The organism is Stenotrophomonas sp. 99219_Sma (assembly GCF_056480785.1).
Window position 1 is genome coordinate 4,395,787 of sequence record NZ_CM151117.1, and the last position, 13,893, is coordinate 4,409,679.

Annotated in this window: 14 protein-coding genes; 5 read left to right on the forward strand and 9 right to left on the reverse strand. The window is 66.5% G+C overall.

Annotation, left to right across the window (positions count from 1 at the left end; genetic code table 11):
* Positions 1-13: 13 nt before the first annotated feature.
* From hemB to ACZK13_RS20055, 3 genes are all read right to left on the reverse strand, one after another.
* Complete coding sequence (hemB, locus tag ACZK13_RS20045; RefSeq protein ID WP_032129123.1) at positions 14-1,003, reverse strand: porphobilinogen synthase; 990 nt, start codon at positions 1,001-1,003, stop codon at positions 14-16.
* A 19-nt stretch (positions 1,004-1,022) separates the two neighbouring features.
* Positions 1,023-1,940 carry a bestrophin family protein gene (locus ACZK13_RS20050; protein ID WP_010482217.1) on the reverse strand — a complete coding sequence of 306 codons (918 nt, stop codon included), beginning with the start codon at positions 1,938-1,940 and terminating at the stop codon, positions 1,023-1,025.
* 122 nt (positions 1,941-2,062) lie between these two features.
* Positions 2,063-2,311, reverse strand: a complete 249-nt coding sequence (locus ACZK13_RS20055; RefSeq protein WP_006475755.1) for a hypothetical protein — start codon at positions 2,309-2,311, stop codon at positions 2,063-2,065.
* Between the two features lie 184 nt (positions 2,312-2,495).
* Between ACZK13_RS20055 and ACZK13_RS20060 the strand changes: the two genes are divergently transcribed.
* Positions 2,496-2,960 carry a hypothetical protein gene (locus ACZK13_RS20060; protein ID WP_014038879.1) on the forward strand — a complete coding sequence of 155 codons (465 nt, stop codon included), beginning with the start codon at positions 2,496-2,498 and terminating at the stop codon, positions 2,958-2,960.
* A 340-nt stretch (positions 2,961-3,300) separates the two neighbouring features.
* Here ACZK13_RS20060 and ACZK13_RS20065 read toward each other — a convergent pair whose 3' ends face one another.
* The 5 genes from ACZK13_RS20065 to ACZK13_RS20085 all read right to left on the reverse strand — a co-directional run bounded on the left by ACZK13_RS20065 (position 3,301) and on the right by ACZK13_RS20085 (position 9,934).
* Positions 3,301-5,100, reverse strand: a complete 1,800-nt coding sequence (locus ACZK13_RS20065) for a DUF885 domain-containing protein (RefSeq protein WP_253144163.1) — start codon at positions 5,098-5,100, stop codon at positions 3,301-3,303.
* 155 nt (positions 5,101-5,255) lie between these two features.
* Positions 5,256-6,200: an IS481-like element ISStma3 family transposase gene (locus ACZK13_RS20070; protein WP_012510977.1), complete on the reverse strand. Its 945-nt coding sequence runs from the start codon at positions 6,198-6,200 to the stop codon at positions 5,256-5,258.
* A gap of 134 nt (positions 6,201-6,334) precedes the next feature.
* On the reverse strand, positions 6,335-6,850 hold the full coding sequence (locus tag ACZK13_RS20075; RefSeq protein WP_180838683.1) for a cytochrome c oxidase assembly factor Coa1 family protein: 516 nt from the start codon (positions 6,848-6,850) through the stop codon (positions 6,335-6,337).
* A gap of 24 nt (positions 6,851-6,874) precedes the next feature.
* Positions 6,875-9,100, reverse strand: a complete 2,226-nt coding sequence (locus ACZK13_RS20080; protein WP_032129127.1) for a S9 family peptidase — start codon at positions 9,098-9,100, stop codon at positions 6,875-6,877.
* 144 nt (positions 9,101-9,244) lie between these two features.
* Positions 9,245-9,934, reverse strand: a complete 690-nt coding sequence (locus ACZK13_RS20085) for a glutathione binding-like protein (RefSeq protein WP_180844648.1) — start codon at positions 9,932-9,934, stop codon at positions 9,245-9,247.
* A gap of 110 nt (positions 9,935-10,044) precedes the next feature.
* Between ACZK13_RS20085 and ACZK13_RS20090 the strand changes: the two genes are divergently transcribed.
* On the forward strand, positions 10,045-10,674 hold the full coding sequence (locus ACZK13_RS20090) for a TIGR00645 family protein (protein ID WP_032129129.1): 630 nt from the start codon (positions 10,045-10,047) through the stop codon (positions 10,672-10,674).
* A 201-nt stretch (positions 10,675-10,875) separates the two neighbouring features.
* Positions 10,876-11,877 carry an energy transducer TonB gene (locus ACZK13_RS20095; RefSeq protein ID WP_125895406.1) on the forward strand — a complete coding sequence of 334 codons (1,002 nt, stop codon included), beginning with the start codon at positions 10,876-10,878 and terminating at the stop codon, positions 11,875-11,877.
* Between the two features lie 84 nt (positions 11,878-11,961).
* On the opposite strand, the gene ACZK13_RS20100 is transcribed toward ACZK13_RS20095, so the two are convergent.
* On the reverse strand, positions 11,962-12,216 hold the full coding sequence (locus tag ACZK13_RS20100) for a hypothetical protein (RefSeq protein ID WP_125895405.1): 255 nt from the start codon (positions 12,214-12,216) through the stop codon (positions 11,962-11,964).
* 77 nt (positions 12,217-12,293) lie between these two features.
* Between ACZK13_RS20100 and ACZK13_RS20105 the strand changes: the two genes are divergently transcribed.
* Both ACZK13_RS20105 and ACZK13_RS20110 read left to right on the forward strand, forming a co-directional pair.
* Positions 12,294-13,091, forward strand: coding sequence for an AraC family transcriptional regulator (locus ACZK13_RS20105; protein WP_071228552.1), 798 nt, complete (start codon positions 12,294-12,296; stop codon positions 13,089-13,091).
* A 101-nt stretch (positions 13,092-13,192) separates the two neighbouring features.
* Positions 13,193-13,891 (forward strand): transposase, encoded by a 699-nt coding sequence (locus tag ACZK13_RS20110; RefSeq protein ID WP_253143693.1) that lies wholly within the window; start codon positions 13,193-13,195, stop codon positions 13,889-13,891.
* Positions 13,892-13,893: the final 2 nt, after the last annotated feature.

A 13,893-nucleotide genomic window follows, 5' to 3' on the forward strand; every position in this document is an offset into this window, starting at 1 on the left:
CGTGGCGCTATTGTCAGCGCTCGCGCAGCCATCGCGCCACCTGCGGCGCGAAATAGGTCAGCACGCCATCGGCACCGGCCCGCTTGAAGCCCAGCAGCGACTCCAGCACGCAGGCGCGCTCGTCCAGCCAGCCGTTGGCGAAGGCGGCCTTCATCATCGCGTACTCGCCACTCACCTGGTAGGCGAAGGTTGGCACGCCGAATTTCTCCTTCACCCGGCGCACCAGGTCCAGGTACGGCATGCCCGGCTTGACCATCACCATGTCGGCGCCCTCTTCCAGGTCCAGCGCGATCTCGCGCAGGGCCTCGTCGCCGTTGGCAGGGTCCATCTGGTAGGTCTTCTTGTCGGCCTTGCCGAGGCTGGCGGCGCTGCCCACCGCATCACGGAACGGACCGTAGAACGCCGAGGCGTACTTGGCCGAGTAGGCCATGATGCGCACGTTGATGTGGTTGTCGGCATCCAGCGCACGACGGATCGCGCCGATGCGGCCGTCCATCATGTCCGACGGCGAGACGATGTCCACACCGGCCTCGGCGTGCGATACCGACTGCTTGACCAGCGCCTCGACGGTGATGTCGTTCAGCACATAGCCCTTGTCGTCGATGATGCCGTCCTGGCCGTGGGTGGTGTACGGGTCCAGCGCCACGTCGGTCATCACCCCCAGTTCCGGGAAGCGCGACTTCAGCGCGCGGATCGCACGCTGCGCCAGGCCGTCCTCGGCCCACGCCGCCGATGCATCCAGCGACTTCAGCGACGGGTCGATCACCGGGAACAGGTCGATCACCGGAATGCCCAGCTCCAGCGCCTCTTCGGCCACCTTCAGCAGTTCTTCGATCGACAGCCGCTCCACGCCCGGCATCGACGGCACCGCGGTGCGGCCAGCCAGTTCGTGCACGAACACCGGGTAGATCAGGTCGTCGGTGGTCAGCGTGTTCTCGCGCATCAGGCGGCGCGAGAACTCGTCATGGCGCATGCGGCGCGGGCGGTAAAGCGGGTGGGACATGGCAGGCTCCGAGGAGTGGCTATTGCAACAGGTAGCCCTGCGGCAGCAGGGGTTCGGGCAATGGGCGTTCGCCGAGCGCGTCGAGCTGGTCGATCTCGATCGTGCGCACCAGCGCGTCCAGCGGCAGGTCATTCGGCTCCAGGCCGAACGGGTCTTCCATTTCTTCGCCCAGCTGGTCCAGGCCGAAGAAGGCATAGGCCAGCACCGCCGACAGCACCGGCGTGCCCCAGCCCAGCGAACTGGCCAGGCCGAACGGCAGCAGCACGCAGAACATCCACGCGCAGCGGTGCAGCAGCAGGGTGTAGGCGAACGGCAGCGGTGTGGTGAGAATGCGCTCGCAGCCGGCCTGGATCGACGACATCGCGTGCAGGCGTTCTTCCAGCTGGGTGTAGAGGATCGGGTCGAGGTCACCGGCACGCAGGGCCTGCGCCAGTTCCGCAGCGATCATCGAGAGCAGCGCGTCGGGCACGTTCTCGCGCTGCCCGAGTTGTTCGCGCTGGCGCTTGTCCAGCCACGGCAGGGCCATCAGCGCCACGATGCGCCCGCGCAGGCGACCGGCCAGTGCATGGGCGAAGGCGGTGGTGAGGTAGGCGATGCGGCGGCGGCGGCCGGTGTCATCGGCCAGCAGCAGGTTCACCTGGCGGGCCAGCGAGCGCGATTCGTAGACCAGCTGGCCCCACAGCTTGCGGCCTTCCCACCAGCGCTCGTAGCAGGCGCTGTTGCGGAAGCTGAGGAAGATCGACAGGACCAGGCCGAGCAGGGTGAACGGCGTGACGGAAACGCGTTCGATGCCGGTGGGCGGCGCCAGTTCCACCACCGCAGCCACGGCAATGGACAGGATCAGGATGGCCAGCACCTTGGGCGCGATCGCTTTGACGATCGAACCGCGCAGGATGTAAAGCAGTTGCCAGCCGTGGGGACGGGGTCGGATGATCATGGGGCAGCCGCGCCGGGCGCGGATTCACAGGCACGCGGGGGGCTCGCGCAGCCATTCATTGTACGCCCCTGCCCGGCCATGGGCCGTGCGCCTGCGACGCCCTGTCGCACCCGGGTGCGGGCTCAGATCACGCCGCCACCCAGGCCAAGGCGCAGGATGCCCACCACCACCACGATGCCGTTCAGGACCAGGCCGGCCCAGGCCCGGCCGCGCTTGCTCGGGTGGGTGAACAGGATGCCGAGCGCGGCGATCACCGCGCCCACCGCAGCGAACGGGATCAGGAACCAGTTGCCCCAGCCCAGCAGTGGAATCAGCGCCAGGATCATCCACAACAGCGCCAGTACGCCCCACAACAGACTGATCACACCCATGCCGCTCTCCCGCAGTTGGTTCCTGCCCCAACCATAGACGTTCCCGTTGCCGCCGCCTACTGCCATTGGCGAGGCTGTCACCCCCGCCGTGCTAGCGTGCTGCCGTGCGTGCCCTGGCCCGGGTGTTGGCGCCGATTCAGAGTGGCCCGCCGATGATCGCAACCAGTCCTACAGGGGTCGTGCCATGAACATCCGTTGGGCCGCGTTGGCGGCCATCCTGCTGGTCGCCGCTGGCTGTGCCAGTACCTCCAAGGTGATGCTGGGCCGCGCCCGCGCACCGATCGATCCGGCGCTGGTGCAGATCTATTCGACGCCACCGGCCGGTTCCCAGGAAATCGCCCAGCTGGAATCGGCGTCCGCCGTCGGCTTCGGCACCCAGGGCCAGACCGATGCCGCCGTGGCACGCCTGAAGCGCGAGGCCGCCGCGCTCGGCGCCAATGGCGTGGTGTTGATGGGCGTGGGCAGCAGTGGCTCGCCGGTGGGCATGTCGGTCGGCGCCGGCACGTTCGGTTCGCACGTCGGTGGCGGCGTCGGCATCGGTATTCCGACCACGCAGAAGCGCGCCGCCGGCGTCGCGATCTGGGTGCCGAATCCGGCACCGCCCGCGCGGTTGCCGACACAAGTGATCACACCGCAGCCGCAGCGGTGACCCGAGAGGGTCACCGCCGGTAGTGCCGGCCGCTGGCCGGCAACCTCAGGAATCCTCTCTGCCCAAGGGAAATGCCGGCCAGCGGCCGGCACTCCCCCTGCAACAACCGACGCATCGCTCTGGTAGGTGCCAACCTTGGTTGGCACGAAACCCACAGCGCCGACCAAGGTCGGCATCTACCAACGGCAATTGCCGGCCAGCGGCCGGCGCTACCCCTGCAACAACCGACGCATCGCTCTGGTAGGTGCCAACCTTGGTTGGCACGAAACCCACAGCGCCGACCAAGGTCGGCATCTACCAACGGCGATTGCCGGCCAGTGGCCGGCACTACCGGTGATGCTCAGCGCTTGTACTTCGGCACGAACACCTTGTTCACCGCATCGGCCAGCTGGTCCGGCGGCAGCAGGCCCTGGTCGAGCAGGAAGTTGTTGAACGCCAGGCGGTCGAACTTCGCGCCCAGTGCCAGCTCGGTCTGCATGCGCAGTTCCAGGATGCGGGTGTAGCCGTAGAAATAGCTGCCGGCCTGGCCCGGCATGCGCACCATGTAGCGATCCAGTTCCTGGGTGGCCATCGCCTTGGACAGGCCGACCTGCTCGATCAGCACGCGCTCGCCGTTGGCGCGGTCGGTCAGGCCGAGGTTGAGCATCGGGTCCAGCATCGCGCGCGCAGCCCGCAGCAGGCGGAACTGCAGGGCGATCATCTGCCCGTCCAGCGGCTCGTACGGCACCATCTCGGCTTCGGCATACAGCGCCCAGCCTTCCACGTTCACCGAATTGAACGCGAACATCGTGCGTGCCAGCGAGACGCCGCGCTCGACCATGGCGGTGAACTGCAGCTCGTGGCCGGGGCGGCCTTCATGCGCGCTCAGCGTCCACGCCGCCGCGCCGAAGTTGAAGTCGTCGTACTGCGCACCCGGACCGGCGGCCGGATTGCCCAGCGGCAGCACGAAGGTGCCCTGCTGCCCGGTGTTGTTGACCAGCGGCGCCGGCAGGAAGTGCGGCGCCGGGCTGGCGGCGCTCTCGGCGGCCGAACCCAGTCGCATCTGCATGGCACGCTTGGGCACGTCGACGATGGCGTGCTCGCGGATCAGCGGATCGATCGCGTCGATCACCTTGCGGTAGTGGCCTTCCAGATGATCGTCGGCGATCTTGTCAGCCTTCAGCGCGCGGATCACCGCCACCGGGTCGCTCGGGTCGGCCACCTTCAGGCCCTTGTCCTTCGCCACCAGCGGCGCCAGCTGCTGCATCGCCGATCGGGTTTCCATGAACTCCAGCTGCGCGCGCTGCATCAACAGCTTCGGGTCGATGTCGATGCCGACCTGCTTGAGCTGGTAGGCGTACAGCGGCGCCGGCAGGCGTGCGTCGGCGCGTGCCTTCGGCAGCACGGTCGTGCGCGTCCAGGTGGCGTAGTCCTTCATCTGCCCGGCCAGCGCCTTCATTGCTTCATCGGCACCGGCGATCTGGTACTTCTTCAGCAGCGACTCGATACCGGTGATGTAGGTCTCGACGTTGTCCAGCGACTGCTGCACTTCGATCTTCGTCGGCTGCAGCAGGCTGCTGTCCTTCAAGCGCTCTTCATAGCGCTGGCGCGCCAGCGTGGTGAACGCGGTGCCGCCCGGCTGCAGGCCGGCGTAGGCCTTGAGGCGGTCGAGCGCCTTGGCCCGGCGCTCGGCCGGCACCTGGTCGGACAGCAGCAGGTTGAGGCCGCTGAACACCGTCTGCGGCGCATCGCTCCACGGCAACAGGTACTTCTCGTTGAGCTCGCTGCCTTCGATGTTCTGGCTGGCGGCGTGGATCATGATCTCCAGGTCCTGGCGGACATTGGAATCCTGCTCGGTGGCCAGCTTCGCCTTCAGTTCGTCGCGGGCCTTGGCCATCGCGGCGCGGTAGCGCTTGCCGTTGTCCGGGCCGAGGTCGGCCACCTTGTCGTCGTAGCCGGGAACGCCGAAGAAGCCGGTTTCCTCCGGCTGGAACGGACCCTGTGCATCAAGCAGGATCTGCGCCAGTGCATTGCTGCGGGCGACCCAGGCAGGGCTGGCGGGAGTCGCGGCCTTGGCAGCCGGCGCGGCCAGGGCCGGCGGTGCGGACAGCAACGGGGCGGCAGTCAGGGCCAGGGCAACAGCGAGCGCAATCGGCTTCATGGGACACTCCAGCAAAGGGTTGCCCGCAACTTACGCGCTCACGGCGATGGCGACAATCGGCTGGAGGTCACGGCGCGGCTGATGGGTAGAGTCGACTGTCAGTCGACTATCGCGCGCAGCGCGGGGTTTTCAGGCGTCTTGTGGAGAGCAGTCGACTAACTGTGTAAACCCACTACGTTGTTCAGCCGTACTCTTGAGATAGGTGGCTGGCCGCCGATCGCCATATGGGGACGGTGCCAGTTGTAGTGGTGCAGCCATTGGTTCAACACGGAATTGCGCTGGTCCGAGGATGCGTACTCGCAGGCGTAAGCCCACTCGCGCAGGCTGGTCTGGATGAAGCGCTCGGCTTTGCCATTGGTCCGCGGCGTGTAGGGCTTGGTTCTGATGTGCTTGATCCCAAGGGATTTGAGCAGCTTGGCAAAGGCGGTAGAGCGATAGCAGGCACCGTTGTCGGTCAGGATCCGCTTGAAGGTGATTCCCAGGCTGGCGTAGTACTCCAGAGCGCCCAGCAACGCCTGACAGGCGGTTTCGCCCTGTTCGTTGGGGTGGACGCTGCTGAAGGCGACCCGGGAGTGATCGTCGATGGCCACGTGGACGTAGCCCCAGCCACCGCCGGCGGCGTTTCCCCTGCGCTTGGCATCGGTTCTGTGCCCTGGCCGCTGGAAGTTGCCCAGCTTCTTGATGTCCAGATGCAGCAGCCCTCCGGGCTGATCGTATTCGTATCGGATCACCTCCTTGGGCGGATCAAGCCGACACAACCGATTGAGGCCGTGGGCGCGCATCAGCCTTGAAATCGTACTGTGGCCGACCCCCAGCGCCTTGGAGATGGTCAGGTAGGTCTGCCGTTTACGGCGGTGCTCCTTGATTTGCTCGACTACCGGAGCAGGTGTGGCATGCGGCGTCTGGTGAGGCCGTGAGCTGCGGTTTTCCAGGCCCGGTGCCCCGAACTGGCGGAATCGGGCCAGCCACTTGTAGGCCGTACGCACACTTACGCCACACGCTTGAGCTGCTTCTTCCGGGCGTAGGCCCTCGTGGAGGATGCGGCGGACCAGAAGCGCTCGACTAAACGGCGTCAAACGGGCATTTTTATGATTGTTCATCCGGGCTCTTTGGGGACTGGAACGGTGTGGTAACCACCATTTTCCAAAGATGTCCCGGATGAACAACCTACAGAGAGATCACAACTAACAGTCGACTCTACATGGCCGCCCTTACCCGGCCGCGCGACCTGCGGTCACAGCGCGGCGGTCAGCGGGCATTCGCCACGCTCACGGCAGGCCTGCAGCTCGCACTCCCCCGCAGCCTCGTCGTCATCCAGTGCAGTCAGGTCGAAGGTCTGCTTGTCTTCGGCCAGTACATACATCACCGGGTAATCCCAGACTTCATCGCGACGGCTGCCCTGCACGAACAGCCGGCCGTGCGCATGCGGTCCTTCCAGCGCAACGGTCAGGCCGACGTCGCGCTGGCCGTTCATCGCGGTCTGCATGCTGCCCAGCGGCATCGATTCGATATGCAGCGGCTCGCCAAAGGCTTCCACCAGTTCGATGCTGCAGCCCGCGCGGCGCAACGCTTCGCGCATCGGCGGGCTCTCGCGTGCCGCCTCGCTCCAGCGCAGCACGCTCCAGGTCACCACGCCACCGGCGCCGCCCAGCACCAGCACCACCGTCAACGGCATCGCCCAGCGCCAATGACGGCACCACCAACCGGTGGAGGCCTGTCCAGGGGTGGGAATCGGTGGTGGCAGGGTCATGGCGGGCTCCTTCCCGGCTGTGGATCAGGGTTTCAGGCAGCGTCCCAGGAAGGCTTCGGCCACGCGGTAGCGATGCAGGGCATCGGCGCCGGACAGGCCATGCTTGGCACCCGGGTAGGTCATCAGCTCGAACGGCTGTGCACGCTTCTGCAACGCGCTCATCAGGCTGGTGGAATTGGTGAACAAGACGTTGTCGTCGGCCATGCCGTGGATCAGCAGCAGCGGCGAGCGCAGGCCGTCGATATGGGTCAGCACGCGCGCTTCGCGGTAACCCGCTTCGTTGCGCGCCGGCAGATCCATGTAGCGTTCGGTGTAGTGGCTGTCGTACAGGCCCCAATCGGTCACCGGCGCACCGGCCACGCCACAGGCGTACTGGTTCGAGGCCTTGGCCAGCAGCATCAGGGTCATGTAGCCACCGTTGGACCAGCCCTGCACGCCGATGCGCGCCGGGTCCACCCACGATTGCTGCTTCAGCCAGGTCACGCCGCGCAGCTGGTCGGTCACTTCCACCGTGCCCTGCTTGCCGTACAACGCGCCACCGAAGTCACGGCCACGTCGCGGGGTGCCGCGGTTGTCCAGCGAGAACACCACGTAGCCCTGCTGGGCCAGGTACTGGTTGAACAGGTGGTCGCCACGGCCGGGCCAGCTGTCGGTGACGGTCTGGCTGGCCGGGCCACCGTAGACGTACACCGCCACCGGGTAGCGCTTGGACGGATCGAAGCCGGCCGGCTTGATCAGGCTGTAGTTGAGCGGGGTCTTGCCGTCGGCCGCGGTCAGCGTGCCGAACTCGATCGGGCGCTGTGCATCGCGGTAACGCGCATACGGATGCTTCGGGTCCGCCAGATCGTTCTCGAGCAGGGTGGCGATCTTCTCGCCATTGGCGCGGAACAGTTCGATCTGCGGCGGCGTCGTGCTGTTGGACCAGCTGTCGACATAGACGCTGGCATTGCGGGCGAAGCTGGCGCTGTGCATGCCCGGTGCCTTGGACAGGCGCTGCGGCTCACCGCCCTGCAGCGACACCGCGTAGATCTGGCTTTCGCGCGAGGTCTCGATGCCGGCGCGGAAGTAGGCCTTGCCAGCCTTCTCATCGACCGCCAGCAGTTCGTCCACCGGCCAGTTGCCGTGGGTCAACGCGGTGGCCTTGCCCTTGCTGTCGATGCGGTACAGATGCTGGAAACCGGTGCGCTCGGACGACCACAGCACGCTGCCGTCATCGAGGAAACGCAGGCTGTTGTGCAACGGCACCCAGGTCGGGCTGGTCTCGTGGGCGAGCACGCGCTGGCGATTGGAATCGAGCGCCACTTCCACCAGGTCCAGCTGCTTCTGGTCGCGCGACTGGCGCTGGAAGCTCAGGTGCTGCGCATCGCGCCAATCGACACGAGCCAGATAAATGTCCTGTTCCTTGCCGAGGTCGACCCAGCGCGGCTGCGCATCGGCGGCCGGTGCGATCACGCCCAGCTGCACGCGCACGTTGGCGTCGCCCGCGGCCGGGTAACGCTGCTCGATCACGTCGGTGCGGTCGGCGTAGACCTCGTAGCGCTTCTGCACCGGCACCGGTGCTTCATCGATGCGCGCGAAGGCGATGGCCGAATCATCCGGCGCCCACCAGTAGCCGGTGTGGCGGTCCATTTCCTCGTCGGCGACGAACTCGGCCACGCCGTTGCCGATGGTGGTGCTGCCGTCGCGGGTGAGCTGCAGCTGCTTGCCGCTGGCCAGGTCGATCACCCACAGGTTGCGGCCGCGGATGAAGCTGACGAAACCGCCCTTGGGCGACAGCTTGGCGTCGGTGGCGAATCCTTCACCGTGGGTCAGCTGGCGCACTGCGGCCTGGCCCTGCTGCTTGAGGTCGTACAGGTACAGCTCGCCGCCCAACGGGAACAGCAGGCGCTGCGCGTCCGGCGACCACTGGTAATCGACGATACCGGTCATCGCGGCGATGCGCTGGCGCTCGCGGCGGGCCTTTTCCTCATCGCTGAGGGTCTCGGTGCCGGGCAGCACCACCTTCGAATCCACCAGCAGGCGGGTCTGGCCGCTGCCGATGTCATAGGTCCACAGGTCCAGCTGGTTGCGGTCGCTGTCCTTGCCGCGCAGGAAGCTGACCTGCGAACCATCGGGGGCGACCTTCGGCTTCATCAGGGTCGGGCCGGAAAGCGGCAGCGGGCCGGTGATGGCTTCCAGGGTCAGCTTTTCAGCGTGGGCGGCGGTACTGGTGGCGAGCATGAGGGCGAGCGAAGCGAACAGGTGGCGCATGGAGGATCCCGGCAAACGGCAGGTCCGCCACCGCGATGGACGCGGGGCGGTCAGCCTCCATCCTAACCAAGCCGGTGCGGGAAGGCAGCATGACCTTCTGCCCATGAGGCATGCCGACCAACGGTCGGCACCCACCGTTCCGGGTCAACGCTGGCCGAACAGGTGCTTGCGCTCTTCGTCGCTGAGCGGCTTGCCGGCGTTGGGGTTCACCTGCTGGCGCAGGGCATAGGCGCGCTGGGTGGCCGGGCGTGCAGCAATCGCTTCGTGCCAGCGCTTGAGGTTCGGGAACGCGGCGAAATCCACCGGCAGCTTGTCGTAGGCGCCGATCCACGGGTAGCTGGCCATGTCGGCGATGGTGTACTCGTCCCCGGCCAGGAAGGCGTGCTGGGCCAGGCGCTTGTCCATCACCCCGTGCAGGCGGCGCACTTCGTTGTCATAGCGCTCGATCGCATACGGGATCTTCTCCGGCGCATACACATTGAAGTGGCCCATCTGGCCGCTCATCGGACCCAGGCCAGCCATCTGCCAGAACAGCCACTCCAGGGTGGTGACGCGGCCGCGCGGGTCGCTGGGCAGGAACTGGCCGGTCTTCTCGGCCAGATACAGCAGGATCGCGCCGGACTCGAACACGCTCTGCGGGGCGCCGCCATCGGCCGGGGCGTGGTCGACAATCGCAGGCATCTTGTTGTTCGGCGAGATCGCAAGGAATTCCGGCTTGAACTGGTCGCCCGAGCCGATGTTGACCGGATGGATGCGGTACTCCAGGCCGGCTTCTTCCAGCAGCAGGGTCACTTTGTGGCCGTTCGGGGTGGGCCAGTAATACAGGTCGATCATGGCGGCGGCTCGGGGTGCGGAAAGGAACCTGAAGTCTAGTGCGAGAGTTGGGTTGGCACCGTCACGACGGGCCGGTAACCTCGCGGCTCCCCCGAAACGCACTGTCCTGCATGAGCCACAGTCCTCGCCCCCTGTCCCCGTTGTCCTCGCTGATCTTCGCCTCGCGCTGGCTGCAGCTGCCGCTGTACCTGGGCCTGATCCTTGCCCAGTGCGTCTACGTGTTCCTGTTCGGCAAGGAACTGTGGCACCTGCTGTCCCACTCGGTCTCGATGGGCGAACAGCAGATCATGCTGATCGTGCTGGGCCTGATCGACGTGGTGATGATCTCCAACCTGCTGGTGATGGTGATCGTCGGTGGCTACGAGACCTTCGTCTCGCGCCTGCGCCTGGAAGGCCACCCGGACCAGCCGGAATGGCTGAGCCACGTCAACGCCAGCGTGCTGAAGGTGAAGCTGGCAATGGCGATCATCGGCATCTCCTCGATCCACCTGCTGAAGACTTTCATCGCCACCAGCGCGCTGAAGGGACTGCCGCTGTGCAAGCCGGAACAATGGGCAGCAGCAGTGTCGTCGGCTTCGACCAGCTTCTACAACGCTGGTGTCGATACCTGCACGACCATGACCCAGGAAGGCGTGCTGTGGCAGACCATCATCCACTGCGTGTTCATCCTGTCGGCGATCGGTATTGCCTGGACCGACAAGCTGATGTCCAACAGCCACAGCAAGTCGCACGACCACTGATGCGGCAACCGGCAGCGGTCCTTCGCCGCTGCCCCATCCCGGCCCCTGCCCCTTGTACGCGGCGGTGGCCGGGATGCTAGATTGCACCCTCGCCGTTGCCGGCGGTGGCGTCGGGAAACGTCATCGTTCCGCGCCCGGACCACAGGTCCCGGCCATGCGTATCAATGATTTACGTCACGTCGTCTTCTAGAGGGGAGCAGGATGTCGCACGTCTCAACGATCACCGCCGCGCGCCGGTGGCTGCCGGTTGCTTTGGCACTGGCGCTGGCCGCCTGCTCGGGAAAGGAAGAATCTGCAGCACCGGCCCCGGCCGCCGCACCCGCCGCTGCTGCACCGGCCGCACCGGTGGTCGCCGCCAAGGTGCAGTCCATGGGCACCGAACAGCTGCGTGAATCGGCCAGCCAGGCACTGCGCGAGAACCGCATGTACGCGCCGGCCGGCGACAACGCCATCGAGTACTACCTCGCCCTGCGCGACAAGACACCGGACGACGCGTCGGTGAAGAGCGCGCTGACCGACCTGCTGCCCTACACCCTGATCGCCGCCGAGCAGCACCTGGGCCGCGAGGACTACACCGAGGCGCAGCGCCTGGTGGCACTGATCGAGAAGGTGGACGCCTCCGCTCCCGCCCTGCCGCGCCTGAAGGAAGGCCTGGCCAAGGGCGTGGAAAATGCGGCCAAGCGCAGCGAGACCGAAGCCGAGAAGGCCAAGAAGGACGCCGAAGACCGGACCAAGCAGCAGGCCGAACAGCAGCGCCTGACCGAGCAGCGCGCCAAGGAAGCCGATGCGGCCAAGCAGATTGCCGCGCAGCAGGATGCCGCACGCCGCGACAACGAGCGCCAGGAGGCGGAGCGCCAGGCCGCGGCCCGTCGCGATGCCGAACAGAAACAGCAGCAGGCCGCCGCCCAACAGGCCAGCGCCGCACGCCAGGCAGCCGCCGCGGCAGCTCCCACCCTCCGCCCGGTCAGCACGCCGGCGCCGCGCTATCCGGCCGAGGCACTGCGTTCGGGAACGTCGGGCGAAGTGCTGGTGGAGATCACCGTCGGTACCGACGGCTCAGTGGTCAGCGCCCGCGTGCTGCGCGCGACGTCGGGACGGACCTTCGACCGCGAAGCCCTGAACGCGGTCAAGCGCTGGCGCTTCGAGCCGGTCAACGCGCCGGTCACCACCCGCCGCACCCTGGTGTTCGCACCGGGCGGCTGACCGCAAAAAAGGGGACGGAGGGGATTAAGTCGTTTCTGCCACCTCCATGACGCCAAGGCCCGGTCCGTCCGGGCCTTGTCCGTTTCAGGCAGCGCCATCAATCAGGCGCTGCAGCGCCGGATCGCGCGCAGCCAGCACCTGGAACAGGCCCAGCGCGTGCAGGCCCGGCAGCAACGCACGCAGGTCAGATTCGGCTGTGGCGCGGGTGGCATCATCGCTGGCGGGATCCTGCCAGTCGCGGACGCTGGCCAGGAAAGCACCCACGCTGCCCTTGCGCACGGTGAGGCCATTTACCTGCACCTCGTTCTGATGGTCCGGAAGAATGTCCTGTGGCTGCATGGGGAAGCGCTCCGTTGAAGTGGGCTCCAGTGTCGGAGCCCGGACGCGACGTTTCTGCCGTATAACTGCCAATTGATATGGCAGATCAGACAACCACCGCATTGATTGACCCGGCGCTGGCCAATGCCGCCGACGGGCCTGCATTGCTGGGGGCGCAGCTGCGCCTGCCGGGTCCGCGCCGCACGGCACGCCACCAGCACGCCCGCGGGCAGCTGCTGGGTGCACATCAGGGCCTGCTGCGGATCGAGGTCGGCGACCTGCACTGGCTGCTGCCGGCGGGTCATGTCGCCTGGATACCACCTTCGCTGCCCCACGCACTGGCCAGTACCAGTGCGTTCGACGGCTGGAGCCTGTACTTCAGCGCGCAGGCCTGCACCGACCTGCCTGCAGCCCCTCGCATCTTCCAGCCGGGGCCGCTGCTGCAGGCCGCGGTGATTCGGGCGCTGCAGTGGCCGCATGTTCCACTGGATGCCACACAGGCACGACTGGCCGGTGTGATCGCCGATGAGATTGCCGCCAGCAAGCCTCTGCCGCTTGCCCTGCCACAACCGCGTGACCGGCGACTGCAGAAACTTGCCGCCGCACTGGCGCGCGCACCGCACGACAACCGCAGCATCGAGGACTGGGCCGCCAGCAGCGGTCTGTCCAGCCGCAGCCTCGCCCGCCATTGGCTGGCCGAGACCGGCCTGTCGCCAAGCCAGTGGCGGCAACGCCTGCGGGTGCTGCTGGCACTGCCACGCCTGCTGTCCGGCGAGCCGGTGATCAGCGTCGCGCTGTCGATGGGCTACGACACACCCAGTGCCTTCATCGCCGTGTTCAAGCGCGAGATGGGGGTGACGCCTGCGCGGTATGGAAAAGGGGACGGAGGGGATTAAGTCGCTTCTGCCCTCCCCCACATCAACTCGCGGCATCGCCTGATGCCCTTCGCGGTCACGGAGGCGGCAGGCTGATGATTCCTTGAACCCCCTGAACTGCCATGCCTCGACAAGCACGCCTGATGTTGGCCGAACAGCCGTATCACGTAACCCAGCGCGGTGTGAACAAGGGGGCGATCTTCGTTGACGATATCGACCGCCAGCTGTTTCTGCACCTTTTGCACAGCGCCTTCCTGAAGCATCAGGTCGCGCTGCATGCCTATGTATTGATGGGCAATCACGTCCATCTATTGGCCACACCCTCCACTCAGGCCGGCTTGGCCAACGCGATGCGGATGCAGGGCAACAACTATGTCCAGGCGTTCAATCAGCGGCATGAGCGCAGCGGACCACTCTGGCAGGGCCGCTTCCATTCTTCGATGGTGGACAGCGACGCCTATCTGCTCAGCGTTTATCGCTACATCGAACTCAATCCGGTTCGTGCAGGCAGGACAGGCGCCCCGGAAGATCACCCATGGTCGAGCGTGCATGGAAACCTGCAGCGCCGCGATGATCCGATGCTGACAGAACACCCCGCCTTTCAGGCACTGGCCTCGATCAAGCGACAGCGGACGACGCTCTATGCGCAGTTCCTGCGGGACGTGAACGCGTCCGCCGACCTGCCGGCAATACGCGCGCACAGTGCCGGGCAGCATCCGTTGGGAAATGCAGCTTACCTGCGGATGGTGGAACAGACACTGGGCCGCCCCGTGGTGCTGCGCAAGCGGGGGCGCCCTCAGAAAAAGGGGGCGGAGGGTTAAAA

Coding starts and splice junctions, on each gene's coding strand:
- hemB (WP_032129123.1), bottom strand. CDS start 1,003: ATGTCCCACCCGCTTTACCGCCCGCGCCGCATGCGCCATGACGAGTTC.
- ACZK13_RS20050 (WP_010482217.1), bottom strand. CDS start 1,940: ATGATCATCCGACCCCGTCCCCACGGCTGGCAACTGCTTTACATCCTG.
- ACZK13_RS20055 (WP_006475755.1), bottom strand. CDS start 2,311: ATGGGTGTGATCAGTCTGTTGTGGGGCGTACTGGCGCTGTTGTGGATG.
- ACZK13_RS20060 (WP_014038879.1), top strand. CDS start 2,496: ATGAACATCCGTTGGGCCGCGTTGGCGGCCATCCTGCTGGTCGCCGCT.
- ACZK13_RS20065 (WP_253144163.1), bottom strand. CDS start 5,100: ATGAAGCCGATTGCGCTCGCTGTTGCCCTGGCCCTGACTGCCGCCCCG.
- ACZK13_RS20070 (WP_012510977.1), bottom strand. CDS start 6,200: ATGAACAATCATAAAAATGCCCGTTTGACGCCGTTTAGTCGAGCGCTT.
- ACZK13_RS20075 (WP_180838683.1), bottom strand. CDS start 6,850: ATGACCCTGCCACCACCGATTCCCACCCCTGGACAGGCCTCCACCGGT.
- ACZK13_RS20080 (WP_032129127.1), bottom strand. CDS start 9,100: ATGCGCCACCTGTTCGCTTCGCTCGCCCTCATGCTCGCCACCAGTACC.
- ACZK13_RS20085 (WP_180844648.1), bottom strand. CDS start 9,934: ATGATCGACCTGTATTACTGGCCCACCCCGAACGGCCACAAAGTGACC.
- ACZK13_RS20090 (WP_032129129.1), top strand. CDS start 10,045: ATGAGCCACAGTCCTCGCCCCCTGTCCCCGTTGTCCTCGCTGATCTTC.
- ACZK13_RS20095 (WP_125895406.1), top strand. CDS start 10,876: ATGTCGCACGTCTCAACGATCACCGCCGCGCGCCGGTGGCTGCCGGTT.
- ACZK13_RS20100 (WP_125895405.1), bottom strand. CDS start 12,216: ATGCAGCCACAGGACATTCTTCCGGACCATCAGAACGAGGTGCAGGTA.
- ACZK13_RS20105 (WP_071228552.1), top strand. CDS start 12,294: ATGGCAGATCAGACAACCACCGCATTGATTGACCCGGCGCTGGCCAAT.
- ACZK13_RS20110 (WP_253143693.1), top strand. CDS start 13,193: ATGCCTCGACAAGCACGCCTGATGTTGGCCGAACAGCCGTATCACGTA.